At 70.1% G+C, this 16699-nt stretch carries 15 protein-coding genes and 1 pseudogene; 3 read left to right on the plus strand and 13 right to left on the minus strand.

Annotation, left to right across the window (positions count from 1 at the left end):
- Positions 1 to 22: 22 nt before the first annotated feature.
- Entirely contained in the window at positions 23 to 727 is a 705-nt protein-coding gene (phoB, locus tag ACWPN7_RS18975; RefSeq protein WP_137103701.1) for a phosphate regulon transcriptional regulator PhoB, read from the plus strand.
- 153 nt (positions 728 to 880) lie between these two features.
- Here the strand turns inward: phoB and ACWPN7_RS18980 are convergent, their stop codons facing one another.
- The 8 genes and pseudogenes from ACWPN7_RS18980 to coaBC form a co-directional block, all read right to left on the minus strand.
- Complete coding sequence (locus ACWPN7_RS18980; RefSeq protein WP_149650101.1) at positions 881 to 1153, minus strand: hypothetical protein; 273 nt, start codon at positions 1151 to 1153, stop codon at positions 881 to 883.
- Between the two features lie 5 nt (positions 1154 to 1158).
- On the minus strand, positions 1159 to 1596 hold the full coding sequence (locus tag ACWPN7_RS18985; protein WP_038525582.1) for a DsrE family protein: 438 nt from the start codon (positions 1594 to 1596) through the stop codon (positions 1159 to 1161).
- A gap of 26 nt (positions 1597 to 1622) precedes the next feature.
- Positions 1623 to 2411, minus strand: coding sequence for a HesA/MoeB/ThiF family protein (locus ACWPN7_RS18990; RefSeq protein ID WP_038525583.1), 789 nt, complete (start codon positions 2409 to 2411; stop codon positions 1623 to 1625).
- Positions 2412 to 2485: 74 nt separating this feature from the next.
- The gene (locus ACWPN7_RS18995) at positions 2486 to 3295 is read right to left on the minus strand and encodes a hypothetical protein (RefSeq protein WP_051657711.1); all 810 of its coding nucleotides are present in this window, start codon (positions 3293 to 3295) and stop codon (positions 2486 to 2488) included.
- Between the two features lie 298 nt (positions 3296 to 3593).
- Positions 3594 to 4553: a cysteine synthase A gene (gene cysK / locus ACWPN7_RS19000; RefSeq protein ID WP_014238771.1), complete on the minus strand. Its 960-nt coding sequence runs from the start codon at positions 4551 to 4553 to the stop codon at positions 3594 to 3596.
- Between the two features lie 75 nt (positions 4554 to 4628).
- Complete coding sequence (locus ACWPN7_RS19005; RefSeq protein WP_014238770.1) at positions 4629 to 5084, minus strand: RrF2 family transcriptional regulator; 456 nt, start codon at positions 5082 to 5084, stop codon at positions 4629 to 4631.
- Positions 5084 to 5578 carry a dUTP diphosphatase gene (gene dut / locus ACWPN7_RS19010; protein WP_038525586.1) on the minus strand — a complete coding sequence of 165 codons (495 nt, stop codon included), beginning with the start codon at positions 5576 to 5578 and terminating at the stop codon, positions 5084 to 5086. Before dut ends, ACWPN7_RS19005 begins: the two co-directional genes overlap by 1 nt.
- 34 nt (positions 5579 to 5612) lie before the next feature.
- Positions 5613 to 6815: pseudogene (gene coaBC, locus ACWPN7_RS19015) on the minus strand (bifunctional phosphopantothenoylcysteine decarboxylase/phosphopantothenate--cysteine ligase CoaBC); the annotation flags it as partial.
- Between the two features lie 296 nt (positions 6816 to 7111).
- On the opposite strand from coaBC, the gene ACWPN7_RS19020 reads away from it, so the two are divergent.
- Positions 7112 to 8542: a sigma-54-dependent transcriptional regulator gene (locus tag ACWPN7_RS19020; RefSeq protein ID WP_038525592.1), complete on the plus strand. Its 1431-nt coding sequence runs from the start codon at positions 7112 to 7114 to the stop codon at positions 8540 to 8542.
- A gap of 378 nt (positions 8543 to 8920) precedes the next feature.
- Positions 8921 to 9130, plus strand: coding sequence for a cold-shock protein (locus ACWPN7_RS19025; protein WP_014238764.1), 210 nt, complete (start codon positions 8921 to 8923; stop codon positions 9128 to 9130).
- Between the two features lie 7 nt (positions 9131 to 9137).
- On the opposite strand, the gene ACWPN7_RS19030 is transcribed toward ACWPN7_RS19025, so the two are convergent.
- Genes ACWPN7_RS19030 through ACWPN7_RS19050 form a run of 5 tightly spaced genes read right to left on the minus strand, consistent with a single transcriptional unit; the run spans position 9138 to position 16511 of the window.
- Complete coding sequence (locus tag ACWPN7_RS19030; RefSeq protein ID WP_201044679.1) at positions 9138 to 12506, minus strand: PAS-domain containing protein; 3369 nt, start codon at positions 12504 to 12506, stop codon at positions 9138 to 9140.
- 40 nt (positions 12507 to 12546) lie between these two features.
- Positions 12547 to 13524 (minus strand): metal ABC transporter permease, encoded by a 978-nt coding sequence (locus ACWPN7_RS19035; RefSeq protein WP_038525595.1) that lies wholly within the window; start codon positions 13522 to 13524, stop codon positions 12547 to 12549.
- A complete protein-coding gene (locus ACWPN7_RS19040; RefSeq protein ID WP_492273412.1) occupies positions 13521 to 14726 on the minus strand; it encodes a metal ABC transporter permease in 1206 nt (401 codons plus the stop codon). The genes ACWPN7_RS19035 and ACWPN7_RS19040 overlap by 4 nt, the downstream gene beginning before the upstream one ends.
- Complete coding sequence (locus ACWPN7_RS19045; protein ID WP_137115287.1) at positions 14723 to 15532, minus strand: metal ABC transporter ATP-binding protein; 810 nt, start codon at positions 15530 to 15532, stop codon at positions 14723 to 14725. Before ACWPN7_RS19045 ends, ACWPN7_RS19040 begins: the two co-directional genes overlap by 4 nt.
- Before the next feature lie 22 nt (positions 15533 to 15554).
- Entirely contained in the window at positions 15555 to 16511 is a 957-nt protein-coding gene (locus tag ACWPN7_RS19050; RefSeq protein WP_149650063.1) for a metal ABC transporter solute-binding protein, Zn/Mn family, read from the minus strand.
- Between the last annotated feature and the right edge of the window lie 188 nt (positions 16512 to 16699).

Consider the following 16699-nt stretch of genomic DNA (forward strand, 5'->3'; position numbering starts at 1 on the left):
GCGCAGTGGGAGCGGGACAAGCATGAATTCGGCGCTGAAGCCGCTCGTTCTCATCGTCGAGGACGAAGCCGACATCGTGACGCTGCTGAAGTACAATCTGGAGAAGGAAGGCTTCCGCGTGAACGCCGCCACCGACGGCGAGGAAGCTCTTCTGCTGGCCGGCGAGCAGACGCCGAACATTGTCCTGCTCGACTGGATGCTGCCGTTGATGTCGGGGCTGGAGGTCTGCCGCCAGATGCGCCGCAACAGCAAGATGCGCGACATCCCGATCATCATGCTGACCGCCCGCGGCGAGGAGGCGGACCGCGTGCGCGGCCTGAATTCCGGCGCCGACGACTACATCACCAAGCCCTTCTCCCCAACCGAGCTGGTCGCCCGCATGCGCGCCGTGCTGCGCCGCTCGGCCCCCGGCATGACCGACGAGACGCTGCAGTTCGCCGACGTGACCATGGATCTGGCCGCCCACCGGGTGCGCCGGAACGGCCGCGACGTGCATCTGGGGCCGACCGAATTCCGCCTGCTGCGGCATTTCATGCAGCATCCCGGCCGCGTCTTCTCGCGCGAGCAGCTTCTCGACGTGGTGTGGGGCCACGACGTCTATGTCGAGCCGCGCACCGTGGACGTTCACATCCGCCGTCTGCGCAAGGCGATGAACGAGGAGACGGAGATGGACCTGATCCGCACCGTCCGCTCGGCGGGCTACGCGCTGGACAGCAAATCGGTCTGACCGAAATGCGCCAAGCGCCGGCCTTGCCCTCTCCCTAACCCTCCCCCCGCTGACGCAGGGGAGGGGATTGTTTCCCTCTCCTGCGAAGCGGGGGAGGGAAGGGGCCCACGCGTCAGCGTGGGAAGGGTAGGGGCTATGTGTGCAATGCGAAAGCTACCCCTCCAGCAGCTCCACCGCCTCCCGCAAAATCGCCACCTTCGGGCCGAAGCGCTTCGCCGGGTCGCTGTCCTCGATGAAGCCGATCATCATGCGCAGGGCGTGCGCCACCCGCGGAGCGAGATCGGGATGCGCCGTCACATGCTGCGCCAGATGGACCAGCGCGTCCCGGTAGGGCCGGCCCTCGAAGCCCTCCGCGGCGATCGCCTCGAAGCGGTTCGCGTGTTCGATCACCAGGCTGTGGTCCACCGGGCTGTGGTCGTCCGTCATCGCGTTCACACGAACAGGATCGCGCCGGTCTTCGGCGCGTCGTTCAGGAAGGTGACGACCCCGCCGGTCGTCACCGGCACGTCGGGGCGCAGCGGCACGCCGGCTGGCAGGCCGAGCGCGCGCAGCCCCATCTCGCAGGCCATGACCGTGACCTTGAGCATCACGCAGGCTTCCAGCAACTCCTCGAAGCCGGCCAGCCCGTTGGCGGTGAAGGCGGCGTCGCGCTCCGCCGGGCGGCTGCCGTCGTCGGCCGGGTCCAGCCGGTGCCAGCCCGGCACGCCGTCGGTGTCTCCGGCCAGCAGCGTGTTCAGGGCGCGGCCGGTGAAGAACAGTGTGACCTTGCGGTTGGTCGCCGCCGCCGCGCTGGCCATCACCAGGGCGTAGTGCACCCGGTCGAAGCCGCCCGCGAACAGGACGATGGACAGGGACTCGGGGCCTTCCATGACTAAAGGGCTCTCCCAATCGCCGCTCAGTGGGCGGACAGGTCGTGGATGGTCGGGTGGGTGCCGCACAGCGGGCAGTCCGGGTCGCGGCGCACGGTGATGCGCTGGAAGGAGGCGTGCAGCGTGTCCAGCATCATCAGGCTGCCCGACAGCCCCTCGCCGATGCCCATGATCTCCTTCAGCACCTCGGTCGTCTGGAGCGAACCGACGAAGCCGGCCAGCGCTCCCAGAACGCCGCCTTCGGAGCAGGACGGCACCAGACCGCGCGGCGGCGGTTCCGGGAACAGGCACCGGTAGCAGGGGTGCGGGTCGCCGAGATGCGCCTTGAAGGTGGAGACCTGCCCGTCGAAGCGCAGGATTGCCGCCGACACCAGCGTCTTTTTCGCGAAGTAGCAGGCATCGTTCAGCAGGAAGCGCGTGGCGAAATTGTCCGACCCGTCGGCCACGATGTCGTAGCGCCCGATCAGGTCCAGCGCGTTGTCCTTCGTCAGCCGTGCCTTGTGCACCTCCACCGCCACGTCGGGGTTCAGCGCGCGGATGCGGGCGGCGGCGCTCTCCACCTTCGGAACGCCGAGCGACGACTCGTCGTGGATGACCTGCCGTTGCAGGTTGGACAGGTCCACCGTGTCGTCGTCGATGACGCCGATGGTCCCCACCCCCGCCGCGGCGAGGTAGAGCAGCAGCGGCGCGCCCAGCCCGCCGGCCCCGACGACCAGGACGCGGGCGCGCAGAAGCGCTTCTTGCCCGATCCCGCCGACTTCCGGCAGGATGATGTGGCGGGAATAGCGGTGAAGCTGGGTATCGGTGAAATCCATGATCCGCAGAATAGCGCTGAACGCCCCATGCCGCGCAAGCCCCCTCGCTCGGGAGCCTGACGCGGGCGGCAGCGTCAGGCGAGCAGGCTCATCTTGTAGGGGGTGGTCTTCGACGTGCTGGACGACTTGTTCGCATCCTCCGCCGCCCACTGCTTCAGCCGCGCCTCGCGCTCCCGCATGATCTTGTCGAACGGGCGTTCCTCGGTCGATTCGGGTGTCTTGGCGACCTTCTGGATGAAGTTCAGCTGATAGGGGATTTCGCCGACCACGTTCTTCGGCGGGACGATCACCAGCTCATACTGGCCGGGGTCGATCTTGAAGCTGGGCTTCTTCAGCATGTCCTCGCCCGCCTTCGTCGGGTCCATCGTGTCGCCGGAGGCCACGACCTTGCCCTCCTTGCTCATGAGGGCCCAGCGCGTGTAGGGCAGGGACATGTTGCCGACGAACTCGCCGCCCTGGGCGACGGTCAGCGTGTGCTTCTGGACGCCGCTGTCGTTGCCGACGACGGCGCGGGCGATGCCCTTCATCTGGGCACCGGTCCCCACCATCATGATGTTCTGGCGTTCGGTGATGTCCAGCGTGTATTCGCGCTCGTTCACCCCGCGGACGGCCTGGGAGATGACCGCGGTGTAAGTGCCGGGGCCGAGCTTGGCGCTGGTTTCCGCCGCCTCGTTCTTCGCCTTCGCCTCGGCGACGACCTTGTTGTTCTGGTCGACGATCTTGATGTTGGTGTTGATGTCGGCGATCTTGAAATTGAATTCGCCGGTCTTCGACACCGTGAACTGGCGGTAGTCGGTGGATGCGAGGTTGGAGTCCAATTCGTTGGTGATGCCGCGGAACTGGAACCAGTTCATCGTCGAGGCATTCGGAATCGTGACGCCCATGGTGGCCTCCCCCGCTGGTCCTGTGCCGTCCGCTCCGCATCGTCGCGCGGCCGCGCCGCAAGCCGGTCCGTTGCCCGGAACGGCGGAGCCGCGCCGGCCGAAATTCCCAGCGCCGACAGGTTAAATTACTAAAATCCAATCTTTTTGTCAAATCGCCTCCCGATTCCGGGGGCGGACACAAAGACCGGACGCTGTCCACTCTACAGCAGGATGCGTGGCGATGCAATATTCGCCGCCCGGTTGCGCGCCGGGAGTCCCTTCCCACGCCCGTGAGCGGGCGCGGGAAGGGATGCCGGTGTTACTCCAGCCCTTCGAACAGGGCGGTGGAGAGATAGCGCTCGGCGAAGGACGGCAGGATCACGACGATCAGCTTGCCCTCGTTCTCCGGACGGGAGCCGATCTCCAGCGCCGCAGCCAGCGCGGCACCCGAGGAGATGCCGACCGGGATGCCTTCCAGCTTCGCCACCTTGCGGGCCGTCTCGAAGGCGCGCTGGTTGGAGATGCGGACGACCTCGTCGATCAGGTCCTTGTTCAGGACGTCCGGCACGAAGCCGGCGCCGATGCCCTGGATCTTGTGCGGGCCGGGCATGCCGCCGGACAGGACGGGGCTGTCCTCCGGCTCCACCGCGATGGTGCGGAAGCCCGGCTTGCGGGCCTTCAGAACCTCCGACACGCCGGTCAGCGTGCCGCCGGTGCCGACGCCGGAAATCAGGAAGTCGGCCTTGCCGTCGGTGTCCTTCCAGATCTCCTCCGCCGTGGTGTTGCGGTGGATCTCCGGGTTGGCAGCGTTCTTGAACTGCTGGAGCATGTAGGCGTTCGGATCGGTGGCGACGATCTCGTCGGCCCGGCGGATGGCGCCCTTCATGCCCTCCGCCGCCGGGGTCAGCACCAGCTCGGCGCCCAGCAGCTTCAGCATCTTGCGGCGCTCGACCGACATGCTTTCCGGCATGGTCAGGATCAGCCGGTAGCCCTTGGCGGCGGCGACGAAGGCCAGCGCGATGCCGGTGTTGCCCGACGTCGGCTCGACCAGGGTGGTGCGGCCCGGCTCGATGGTGCCGGCACGCTCCGCCGCGTCGATCATCGCGAAGCCGATGCGGTCCTTCACGCTGGCCAGCGGGTTGAAGAACTCCAGCTTGCCGACGATCTGGGCCTTGGCCCCGGCGTCCTCGGCCAGCCGGTTGACGCGCACCAGCGGCGTGGCGCCGACGGTGTCGAGAATGCTGTCGTAGATCTTACCGCGAAACTCGGAACCCGGCATTTTTCACTCCTCCGGTGTGTAGTATTTTCCCACTTTCTACATCATGTGTAGAATTTAACCGTTTTCCGTGTGGGATCAAATCGTAAAATCGATGCGGTCTTCGGTCTCGCTCTCCACGCCGGCGGTGCGGGCGCGCAGGCAGAGATCCTCGATGGTGATGTCGTCGAGCTTCTTCATGCATTCCTCCTGAAGCTCGTTCCACAGCGGGCGCACCACCTTGTGCCCCAAGATGGAGCCGGCCGGCTCCTCGATGGGGTCGGTGGCGGTCTCCATGGAGCGGACGACCTTCACGATCTCGCCCAGCGTGATCCGCCGGCGCTCGCGGGCCAGCCGGTAGCCGCCGCGCGGCCCGCGCACGCCGGCCAGGACGCCGTCGCGGACGAGCTGCTGGAGAACCTGCTCCAGATAGCGCTTGGGAATGCCCTGGCGGCGGGTGATCTCGCCGGATTGCACGGGTTCGGTGCCGGCGTTGTAGGCGATGTCCAGCACCGCCTCGATCGCGAACATCAGCTTCTTGGAGATGCGGAGCATCAGTGCGACTCCTGCGCGGGGGAGGTCGAGACGAACTGGCCGGTGGAGCCGAAGCCCCCGGTGCCGCGGGCGCTGTCGGGCAGAACGGCCGACTCGGACCAGGCGGCGCGCTCGTAGCGGGCGATCACCAGCTGGGCGATGCGCTGCCCGCGCTCCACCGTGAAGGGCTGGTCGCCGTGGTTGATCAGGATCACCCCGACCTCGCCGCGGTAGTCGGCGTCGATGGTGCCCGGGCTGTTCAGCACCGTGATCCCGTGCTTCAGCGCCAGGCCGGAGCGCGGCCGCACCTGCGCTTCGTAGCCGTCGGGCAGGGCGAAGGCGACGCCCGTGGGGATCAGCGCGCGGCGGCCCGGTTCCAGGACGACCGGCTCCGCCAGCGCGGCCAGCAGGTCCATGCCCGCCGCGTGTTCGGTCGCGTAGGCCGGCAGGTCCAGCCCCGCGGCGTGGGCGAGCCGGACGATGGGAACGGGAATGGCGGATGCCGTTGCGCTCACGGAATGGTCTCCTGGGGGGCAGGGGGGAAGGCGGGTTGAAATGCCGGGCGATGGCCTCGGCCAAGCGGGCGGCCACGGCGTCCTTGCCCATGGTGGGCCAGTCCTCGGCGCCGTCGGCGCGGATCAGATGGACGGTGTTGTCGGCCCCGCCGAAGGTGGTGGTGCCCGGCGACACGTCGTTGGCGACGATCCAGTCGCAGCCCTTGCGCGCGCGCTTGGCGGTCGCGTAGTCCACCACGTTGCCGGTCTCCGCGGCGAAGCCGACGACCAGCGCCGGGCGGCGCGGCCCGGCCTGGGACAGGGTCGCCAGGATGTCGGGGTTCTCGGTCAGGGCCAGGCTCGGCGGGCCGCCGCCGTCCTTCTTCAGCTTGCGGTCCGACTCGCCGGCCACGCGCCAGTCGGCGACGGCGGCGGCGCAGACCGCGATGTCCGCGGGCAGGGCCGACTCGCAGGCCGCCAGCATCTCCCGCGCCGTCTCGATGGGGCGCACGGTGCAGCCGGCCGGGTCGGGCAGGCGGGTCGGGCCGGTGACCAGCGTCACCTCCGCCCCCAGCCGCCGCAGCGCCTCGGCGATGGCGTGGCCCTGCTTGCCGGAGGAGCGGTTGGCGATGTAGCGCACCGGGTCGATGGGCTCCACCGTCGGGCCGCTGGTGACCAGGGCGCGCTTGCCGGCCAGCGGCTTGGGCGCGTCCAGCTCCTCGAAATGGGTGGTGATGGCCTGGACGATCTCCATCGGCTCGGCCATGCGCCCGAATCCGTACTCGCCGCAGGCCATCTCGCCCTTGTTCGGGCCGACCCGGCGCACGCCGCGCTTTTCCAGGAGGGCCAGATTGTCGCGGGTCGCCGGATGCTCCCACATGCGGACGTTCATCGCCGGGGCGACGAGCACCGGCTTGTCGGTGGCCAGCAGAACGGTGGCGGCCAGATCGTCGGCCATGCCGGCGGCCATGCGGGCCAGCAGGTTGGCGGTGGCCGGGGCGACGACCAGCAGGTCGGCGTCGCGCGACAGCTGGATGTGGCCCATCTCCGATTCGTCGGTCAGGGACCACAGGTCCTGGTAGACGGTGTCCTCGGTCAGCGCCTGCACGGACAGGGGCGTGACGAACTGCGCCCCGGCCCGGGTCAGGACCGCGCGCACGCGCACGCCCCGTTCCTTCAGGCGGCGGATCAGCTCCAGGCTCTTGTAGGCCGCGATGCCGCCCGCGATGACGAGCAGGATGCGCTTGCCGGACAGCACGGATGTTTCGGCCACGGGGGTCCGCCGCTCCTTGCTATGGATTTTGTAGAATTCAGATATTCCATCACGGCGTCCGGTACAAGCGTCCTTCGCTCATCCACACAGCAAATCCGGTGTGAAATGCACATCCATGACCGGAATGTGAAACCATGGACGGGATATTTCGTTGCGCGGCCGCATTCCAGGTCTTTCGCCCATGGCCCGTCATCGCGTAGAGTGCATTTTTAAGGATTTGCTGATAACCAAGGCAATCCGGAGGCTCTTTTCCCTATTTTCCATTTGAATTCAAACGGTCCATGCCCGCGCGCTCCACGCCCGTTCTGCTCGTCGAAGACACGCCGTCGCTGGCCCGCGTCTACGCGGAGTTCCTGAAGAAGGACTGCAGCGCCGTCACCACGGTGGAGACGGGGGCCGCGGCGCTGGAGCAGCTGGCCGATGGCGTGCCGCGGATCGTGCTGCTGGACCTCCAGCTTCCCGACATGCACGGGATGGACGTGCTGAAGCGGATCAACGCCCAGGCGCTGCCCTGCGCGGTCATCATCATCACCGCCCACGGGTCGGTCGGGGTGGCGGTGGAGGCGATGCGCTACGGCGCCTATGATTTCCTGGTGAAGCCCTTTTCGGCGGAGCGGTTGACCGTCACCGTGCGCAACGCCATGGAGCGGCTGCGCCTCGCCCAGCTGGTCGACAGTTTCGAGAAGGATCTGGGGCGCAGCCGCTACCACGGCTTCCTCGGCTCCTCGCTGGCGATGCAGGCGGTCTACCGGATCATCGACAGCGCCGCCTCCTCCCGTGCGACGGTCTTCATCACCGGCGAGTCGGGGACCGGCAAGGAGGTCTGCGCCGAGGCCATCCACCGGCAGAGCCCGCGGGCCGACCGGCCCTTCATCGCCATCAACTGCGGGGCCATCCCCAAGGACCTGATGGAGAGCGAGATCTTCGGCCACATGAAGGGCTCCTTCACCGGGGCGGTGGCCGACCGCGAGGGCGCGGCGGCGCGGGCCAACGGCGGCACCCTGTTCCTCGACGAGATCTGCGAGCTGGCGCCCGACCTCCAGACCAAGCTGCTGCGCTTCATCCAGACCGGCACCTTCACCCCGGTCGGCGGCAGCAAGCTGGAGAAGGTCGATCTGCGCATCATCTGCGCGACCAACCGCGACCCCCTGCGCGAGGTGGAGGAGGGGCGGTTCCGCGAGGATCTCTATTACCGCCTCCACGTCATCCCCATCCATCTGCCGCCGCTGCGCGAGCGCGAGGACGACGTCCTGGAGATCTGCCGCCAGTTCCTGGCCGACTACACCCGGGAGGAGGGCAAGGGCTTCGTCCGCTTCTCACCGGCGGCGGAGCAGGCGCTGCGCACCTACCACTGGCCGGGCAACGTGCGGCAGGTGCAGAACGTGGTGCGCAACATCGTGGTGCTGCACGACGGCGACACGGTGACGCCGGCCATGCTGCCGGCCCCGTTCGGCACCCCGGCGGGGACCGCCGCGCCGCCGCCCGCCAACGGTGGCGGAAACGGTCATGGCGGCGGCCACGCCCAAGGCTCCGCGGCCCAGGCGCCGTCGCCCAAGACGGTGAAGCCGCTGTGGGAGGTGGAGCGCGACGCCATCGAGGAGGCCATCGCCGCCTGCGACGGCAACATCCCCCGCGCCGCGGCCCTGCTGGAGATCAGCGCCTCGACGATCTACCGCAAGCGCCTCGCCTGGCAGGCCGAAGGGAAACTCTGAGTCCCGTCCCCTGTTCTCGGCCCCGCTCCCGGCCCCGCGCCACTGGTCCTGCCGAAGCATAGGCTTCGTGTGCGTTCAATTCACGCAAGACCATCGAAAGTCTTGCCGTGCCGGGACCTGCCGCCATCGGCTTATTTCCAAATGACCGGTCTGGCCACATTGGGCATATGCCGTGAAGCCGCCTTGCCGGTTCCGGTGCCATCCGGCTAGCCTCCCCTCGCGTTGCTTTGCTTGCGCTTCCGCGTGGCGCCACACCGGACCGCTACACCGGATCGCCGGACATGACCGCCACACCGTCCATCGTCCTTCGCCGGCCCCTTGCGCCCCGCGGCGCGGACCGGCGGCAGCCCCCCCGACCGAGGAGCAGGAGTTCGCCTTATGACCACCGGCACCGTCAAATGGTTCAACACCACCAAGGGATATGGCTTCATCGCGCCGGAGGCCGGCGCCAAGGACGTGTTCGTGCACATCACGGCCGTGCAGAAGTCGGGTCTTCACGCCCTGTCCGAGGGCCAGCGCGTCGAGTTCGAGGTCGCGCGCGGCAACAACGGCAAGGACGCCGCGGTCAACATCAGCGTCATGGAGTGAAGCGACGTCATGAGATGACATAGCCGCGCAGCCGGTAAGCCTCCACGGCTTCCCGGGTGAGGCGGGGGATGTCGCGGCACAGCGACGTCACCTCGCCCACCGCGTTGCTCCGGCAGGCCAGCTCCAGCGCCCGGGCGGCCGCCGACAGGTCGCGGGCGCCGAAGGTCCCGGCGGTGCTCTTCAGCGTGTGGGCCTCCTTCGCCAGCCCGGCGAGATCGGCCGGGCCTCCCTCCGCCGCCTCCGCCCCGCTGCGGGCGATCCTCTCGGCCCGCTCCAGCGTCTCCTCCACGAACTGGCGGATGACGTCGGCCAGCAGATCCGCGTCGAGATCCCGGGCGAGCTGCTGCAGCACCTCCATGTCCAGCACGCCCGCCATGGCGAGGGTGTCCGATGGAACGGCGGGCCCAGAAGACTCCACCAGGGCGTGCTCCGCCGGGGTGGCGTTCAGCCAGCGGGCCACGGTTTCCAGCAGATGCGGGCGGTCGATGGGCTTGGCGACATGGCCGTTCATCCCGGCGGCCAGACAGCGTTCGCGGTCGCTGTCCATGGCATCGGCGGTCATGGCGATGATCGGGACGGTGCCGACCGGCGGCGGCAGGGCGCGCAGCCGGCGGGTGGCGGTCAGCCCGTCCATCTCGGGCATGGCGAGGTCCATCAGGACCAGCCCGTAGGGCGACGGGCCGGACGCCGCGGTTTCCACCGCCTCCAGCGCTTCCCGCCCGTTGTTGGCGATGTCCACCCGATAGCCGGCGCCGCGCAGCAGCAGAGCGGCGACCATCTGGTTGGTCGGGCTGTCCTCGACCAGCAGAATCCGCTGGCCCGCTCCGCCGCCGGATGGCGTGGCAGCGCCTTGCGGACCCGGCTCCGCGGCGGGCGGTGCCTCCGCCGCGCCCCGTCCGGTCATGGCGGCGAGCAGGCGGGAGGGCCGGGCCGGCTTCGTCACCGTGGCGTCGGTGCCGTTGCCGCCCCCGCCCACGGTGCGGTGCGGCAAGGCGAGCCGGACGATCCGTTCCACCCCGTGCGCGCGCAGCCGGTCGGGCAGGGACCCGGCGACCGGGGTTTCCACGCTGCCGATCACCGCGATGCCGGCGGCGGGCAGGGTTCCGGCGTCCAGCCCGGCCACCATCGCGATCACGTCCGGCGCACTCACCGTCGCCCCCCATGAGCGGAACTGTTCGGCCAGCGCCCGCCGGGCGACGGGGTTGGATTCCAGAAGCAGGACCGTCTGCCCGGCCAGCGGCGGCGTCTCCGCGCCAGCGGTCCGCTGCGCTCCTGGCTCCAACGGCCCGGTCTCCAGCGGCAGGGTGAACCAGAAGCGGCTGCCCTGGCCGGCGGCGCTGTCGAAGCCGATGCTTCCCCCCATCATCTCGACCAGCCGCCGGGAGATCGCCAGCCCCAGCCCGGCGCCGTCGTGGCGGCGCGACAGGCGGGGATGCACCTGGGAGAATTCGGTGAAGAGATCGGCCTGCGCGTTCTGCGGAATGCCGATGCCGGTGTCGGTCACCTCGAAGCGCAGGCGCGGCGGCGCGTGGGCTTCGCTCCCACATTCCGACAGGGTGACGGCGACGCCGCCGCGGTCGGTGAACTTCACGGCGTTGCCGACGAGGTTCAGCAGGACCTGCCTCACCCGGCCCGAGTCGCCGCGCAGCATCGCCGGCAGGCCGCCGGGGATGCAGACGGCCAGCTCGATCCCCTTGGCGAAGGCGCGGGCGGCCTGCAGCTCGACCACGCTCTCCACCACCTCGGCGGGGGAGAAGCGGCCCGATTCCAGGGTCAGCTTCCCGGCCTCCATCTTGGAGATGTCCAGGATGTCGTTGAGCATGGACAGCAGCGCCTCCGCCGATTCGCGGGCGGTGCGGGCGTAGGCGCGCTGCTCCTCCCCCAGCGGGCCGTCGAGCAGCAGCCCCAGCATGCCCAGAACGCCGTTCATCGGGGTGCGGATCTCGTGGCTGATGGTGCGCAGGAATTCCGACTTGGCGCGGCTCGCCAGCTCCGCCTGCTCCTTAGCGAGGCGGAGCTGCGCTTCGGTGCGGCGGTGGGCGGTGATGTCGCGGAAGGACACCATCGCCATGGTCCGCCCGCGGTAGGGCACGTAGCGGGTCTCCCCCTGCACCGTCAGCCGCTCGCCGTTGCGGCGCAGACAGACGGTCTCGAAGGGAGTCTCGTCGCGGGCGCGGATGCGCTGCCAGGAGAGGTCGCGGTCCTCCGGCGCCATCAGCGCGGTGATGGACTGCCCCGTCAGCTCGTCCGGCGCATAGCCCAGGATGGCGGCCGCGGCGCGGTTGGCGTCGGCGATCACCCCCTGCTCGTGCACCAGGATGCCGTCGATGGCGGCGTCCGACAGTTTGCGGAAACGGTCCTCGCTCTCGCGCAGGGCCTGCTCCACCCGGCGGTGATCGGTGATGTCGGTGTAGGTCATCAGGACCGAGCGGTCGGGCAGGAAGCTGGCGGTGATCTCCAGCACCCGGCCGTCGGGGCGCGTGCGCTCGATGCGGCTGACGCCTTCGGGACGCAGGTTGGTCAGGTGTCGCCCGACGATCTCCGCCGTGTCGCCGGGGCCGAACTCGCCGCGCTCGGCCATGAAGCGCAGGAAGCCGGGCATGGTCAGGCCGGGATGGAGCGCGTCGTCCGGCAGGTCGAGCATCTCGCGCAGGCGCCGGTTGCAGGTCAGGAAATGGCCGTCTGCGCTCCACACCACGAGGCCCTGCGACATGGCGCTGAAGGTGGCCTCCAGCAGGTCGGACTTGTAGGCCAGCTCCTGCTCGCGCCGCTTCAGCTCGCTGATGTCGGTGCGCAGCCCGACATAGCCGCCGTCGCTGGTCCGCCGCTCCTCAATCTTGAACCAGCGCCCGTCACCGATCCGCAGCACTTGCGGCCCCTGTGGGTTGCGGTGCCGCTCCATCTCCCGCTCGACCCAGCGGTCGATGTCGCCGGGGCCGCAGTCGGGGTAATGGCCGGTGGCGGCGGCGCGGCGAATCAGCGATTCGAAGGGGATGCCGGGCTCCAGAGGCCCCAGCAGGGCGTAGATTTCGCGGAAACGGGCGTTGCACTGGACCAGCCGGTCGTCGGCGTCGAACAGCGCGAAGCCCTCGTTGACGACCTCGATGGCCTCCGATAGGCGGCGGTGGGCGTCCGCCGCCCGGCTGTCGGCGGCGCGGGCCTCCGCCTGGGCGCGCTGGGTGGCCTCCCGTTCGCGCAGCACCGCCAGACCCATCACCACGCCGGCCAGCCCGATCCCGAAAAAGGGCCAGATCAGCTCGTCGGTCCCATGCTCCAGAAGATGCTGCAGCGTGTGCAGCGCGCTCGCCATCAGAAGGAGGAACGCGACCAGGGTGAGCCAGCTCCAGCGGCGCGGCCGGCGGTGGGGGAACGGCATTCGGCGCTCCGCATGGGACGAGGCGAAAACGTTACGGCTTTTACGCCTCCGGAGCAACGAATCCGGGGGCGGCGCGCAGCCGGCCGACGGCGCGGCGCCGGCCCAGCAGGCCGTGGCGCGGCCCGAACAGGACGGCCAGCGCCAGGATGAGGCCGGACGCCACCGCGATCATCCCCGCTGCGTTCAGCGAATGGGAGACCCCGAGCAGCATCGGCCCGAAGGCCGCAGTACCGTAGCCGGCCAGCGCCGCCAGCACCCCCAGCGCGACGCTGAGCAGGATCTGCGCGGCCAGCCGGTCGGTCAGCAGGCGCGCCGCGGCGGGCGGGGCGATCAGCATGGCGATCACCAGGATGGAGCCCACCGCCTCGAAGGCGGCGATGGCGGTGGCCGCCACCAGAAGCACCACCCCGTAATGGAACAGCCCGGCCGGGATGCCCAGCGTGGAGGCCAGCGCCGGGTCGAAGGTGGTGATCTTCAGCTCCTTGTAGAACAGCCCGACCAGGGCGACGCAGAGCGCGAAGACCGCGGCCAGCGTCAGCACCTCCCGCGGCAGGGCCGCCCACACCGCCGGGTCGGTCAGCGACGCCCAGCCCTTGGGAGCCAGCCAGAGGATGGTCTCCAACTGGCCGTAGAGCACGCAGTCGGCGTCGAGGTCGACCCCGCCGGCCGACGCCTGCTCGATCATCACCACGCCGGCGGCGAACATCACGGTGAAGACGACGCCCATGGCGGCGCCGGACTCCAGCCGGCCCAGCCGCCGCACCGCCTCGATCAGCAGGCCGGCCAGCGCCGCGGCGGCCAGCGCGCCGAGCATCATCGGCAGCGTCTCCCGCGTGCCGGCGACCAGGAAGCCGCCGACGATGCCGGGCAGGATGGCGTGGCTGACCGCGTCGCCCATCATCCCCTGGCGCCGCAGCACCAGGAAATTGCCGACCAGCGCGCAGGCGGCGCAGGCCAGCACCGCGGCGAGCAGGGCGGGGGCGTCGATCTGAAGGAATTCCTGGACGTCGGGCATCATGACGGGGCGCTCCGCTCCTCCAGCAGCCGGACCATGTCGCCGGGCAGGACCGAGTTGATGGGGTCGACGCCCCAATTGGCGTGGGCGGGCAGCAGCGCCGGGTAGTCGGCCAGGAACCGCTCCCACAGCCGGCGGTCGCGCGCCGCCGCACGGGCGGCGGTCTGCCCGGCGGGAGTCAGGGCGCCGTCCCGGATGTAGCCGCGCAGGCGCAGCCAGAGCGCCACGGAGCCCTCCACCGGCCGGCCGTCCAGCAGGTCGGCCAGGGCGCGCCGCTCCGCGAAGGTCAGGCGCAGCCGCCCCTGGCGCAGCGCGGCGGCGACCAGCCCGCGCGCCGGGGCGAACAGGAAGCTGAGCAGGAAGAAGCCCCCGGCGACCAGGACGATCACCGCCCCCGCCGGCAGCTTGGGCAGCAGGGCCGACAGGGCGGCGCCGAGCCAGCCGGACAGCGCGCCGATCACCGCCGCGGCGACGGTCAGGGCGGGCAGCCGGTCGGTCCAGAAGCGGGCGGCGGCGGGTGGGATGATGAGGAGCGCGACCACCAGGATCAGCCCCACCGTCTGGAGTCCGATCACCGTCACCAGCGTCGCCAGCCCCATCAGCGCGAGGTCGAGCGCCCCCACCGGCCAGCCCTGCACGGCGGCGAAGCCGGGGTCGAAGGCCAGCACCCGCAGCTCCTTGAACAGCAGGGCGACGGCCAGCGCCGCCCCGGCGGCCAGCAGGCCGATGGCGATGGCCTCGCCCTGGGCCATGGCGGCGGTCTGTCCCAGGATGAAGGTCTTCAGCCCGGCCTGCCCGCCCAGCTCCAAATTCTGGATGACGCTGAGCAGCACGACGCCCAACCCGAAGAAGACCGACAGCACCGCCCCGATCGCCGAATCCTCGGTCAGCCGGGTGAAGCGGGACAGGACCTGCACGGTCAGCAGCCCGACTACCCCGCTGGCCACCGCCCCGGCCAGCAGCAGCGGCAGCGACCGCTCCGGCAGGCCGAGCGCCGCCCCGACCAGGAAGGCGATGGCGATGCCGGGCAGGGTGGCGTGGCTCAGCGCGTCGCTGACCAGCGCGCGGCGGCGCAGCAGCAGGAAGGTGCCGACCGTCCCGCCGGCCAACCCCAGCGCGGCGGTCCCGGCAACCACCACGGCGCTGTTGAAGCCGGACTGGAAGGTCAGGATGCGCAACGCCTCGTCGAACACGGAGTCGATCATGACGCCTCCGCCCCCAATGCCGCGGGTGTCGGCATGGGCCGTCCGCCGTAGGTGCGGGACAGCAGGTCGGGCGTCATCACCCGTGCGACCGGCCCTTGGGCGACCACGCGGGTGTTGAGCAGCAGGGCGTGGTCGAAATAGTCGCTGACCGTCTGCAGGTCGTGGTGGACGCAGATCACCGTCCGCCCGGCGGCGTCGAGGTCGCGCAGCACCTGAAGCACCGCGCGCTCCGTCGCCGCGTCCACCCCGGCGAAGGGCTCGTCCATGAAGTAGAGCTGCGCCTCCTGGGCCAGCGCGCGGGCCAGGAAGACGCGCTGCTGCTGCCCGCCGGAGAGCTGGCCGATCTGGCGCTTGGCGAAGTCGGCCATGCCCACCCGCTCCAGCGCGTGCAGCGCCGCCTCCCTGTGGGCGCGGGTGACCGGGCGGAACCAGCCGATCTTCCCGTAGCGGCCCATCGCCACCACGTCGAGCGCCGAGACGGGGAAGTCCCAGTCCACGCTTTCCCGCTGCGGCACGTAGCCGATCAGGCGGCGCTGCCTGGCGATCGGGCGCCCGAACACCTCGACCGTTCCCGACACCCGCGGGACCAGCCCGAGACACGCCTTGATGAGGGTCGACTTGCCCGCGCCGTTCGGCCCGACCACGGCGATCAGCCCGCCCGGCGGGGCGGCGTAGTCGACGTTCCACAGCACCGGCCGGCGGTGGTAGGCGACGGTCAGGCCGCGGATCTCCAGGGGCGGCGGCCCGATGGGCGAGGCCTCTTCGGGGGCGGTGCGGCTGCCGGGGGTGCGCCAGAGATACTGCATGGTCCGTTTCTCCTCCGCCGCGTCAGCGCTGCGCCAGGGCGAGCTTGCCCTGGAAGCCGTCGGCCGGCGCCTCGCCGCCCAGCGCGCGGGCGATGGTCGTCACATTGTGGTCGATCATGCCGATGTAGGTGCCTTCGTAGCTGCCCGGCGCGCCCATGGCGTCGGAGAACAGGGCGCCGCCCAGCGTCACCCGGTGGCCGCGCGCCCCCGCCCCTTCGACCAGCGCGCGGACGTTGCGGTCGGACACGCTGGTTTCCGGGAAGACCGCCGGCACGCCGCGGTCCGCCAGCAGCGCGGCCAGCTCCTCGATGATTCGCAGCCCGGCTTCGGATTCCGTGCTGATCCCCTGGATGCCGCGCACCTCGATCCCGTAGGCGCGGCCCAGATAGTTGAAGGCGTCGTGGGCGGTGACCAGCACGCGGGCCTTGCCGGGGATGGAGGACAGGATGCGCCGGGCGTACGCGTCGAGCCGCGCCAGCTCCGCCCCGTACGCGTCGGCGTTGCGGGCGTACGCCTCGGCGCCCGCGGGGTCGAGCCGGGCCAGCCCGTCGCGGATGGACGGCAGGGTGCTCGCCCAGATCCCCACATCCATCCAGATGTGCGGGTCGTGGGCGCCCTCGAACTCGGGCGGGCTGAGCAGCCGCTCCTTGGGCACCGCGTCGCCCAGCGCCACCACCGGCTTGCCGGACTCGCGCAGCCGGTCGAAGGCGGCGGTCATCTTGCCTTCGAGATGCAGGCCGCTGATGAACACCGCGTCGGCCCGCAGCAGCTTCACCGTGTCGGAGCGGGTGGGCTTGAACAGGTGCGGATCGACGCCTTCGCCCATCAGCGCCTCCACCACTGCCCGGTCGCCGGCCACCGCCCGCACGAGGTCGGCGACCATGCCGGTGGTGGCGACGATCTTCGGGCGCTCGCCTTGGGGCCGTTCACCCTCGGCCATCGCGGCTCCCGGCAGCAGCAGGGCGGCGGCCAAGCCCATGATGGCAATAAACTTCGTCAGGCTCTTCGTTGCGAAGGTTTTTGAACATATGTTCATATTCATTGGTCCCGACAAAGATCGGCAAGGTTAGGGCAGGCGGACCAAGTAAACGGGGCGAAGTGCATTTGCGTTCCATGAATATATGAATCGCCTCTCCGGCCTTGCAAGGCGGCTCGTGACGATCCGTG

The sequence above is a fragment of the Azospirillum sp. UENF 312511 genome (genome assembly GCF_058780635.1).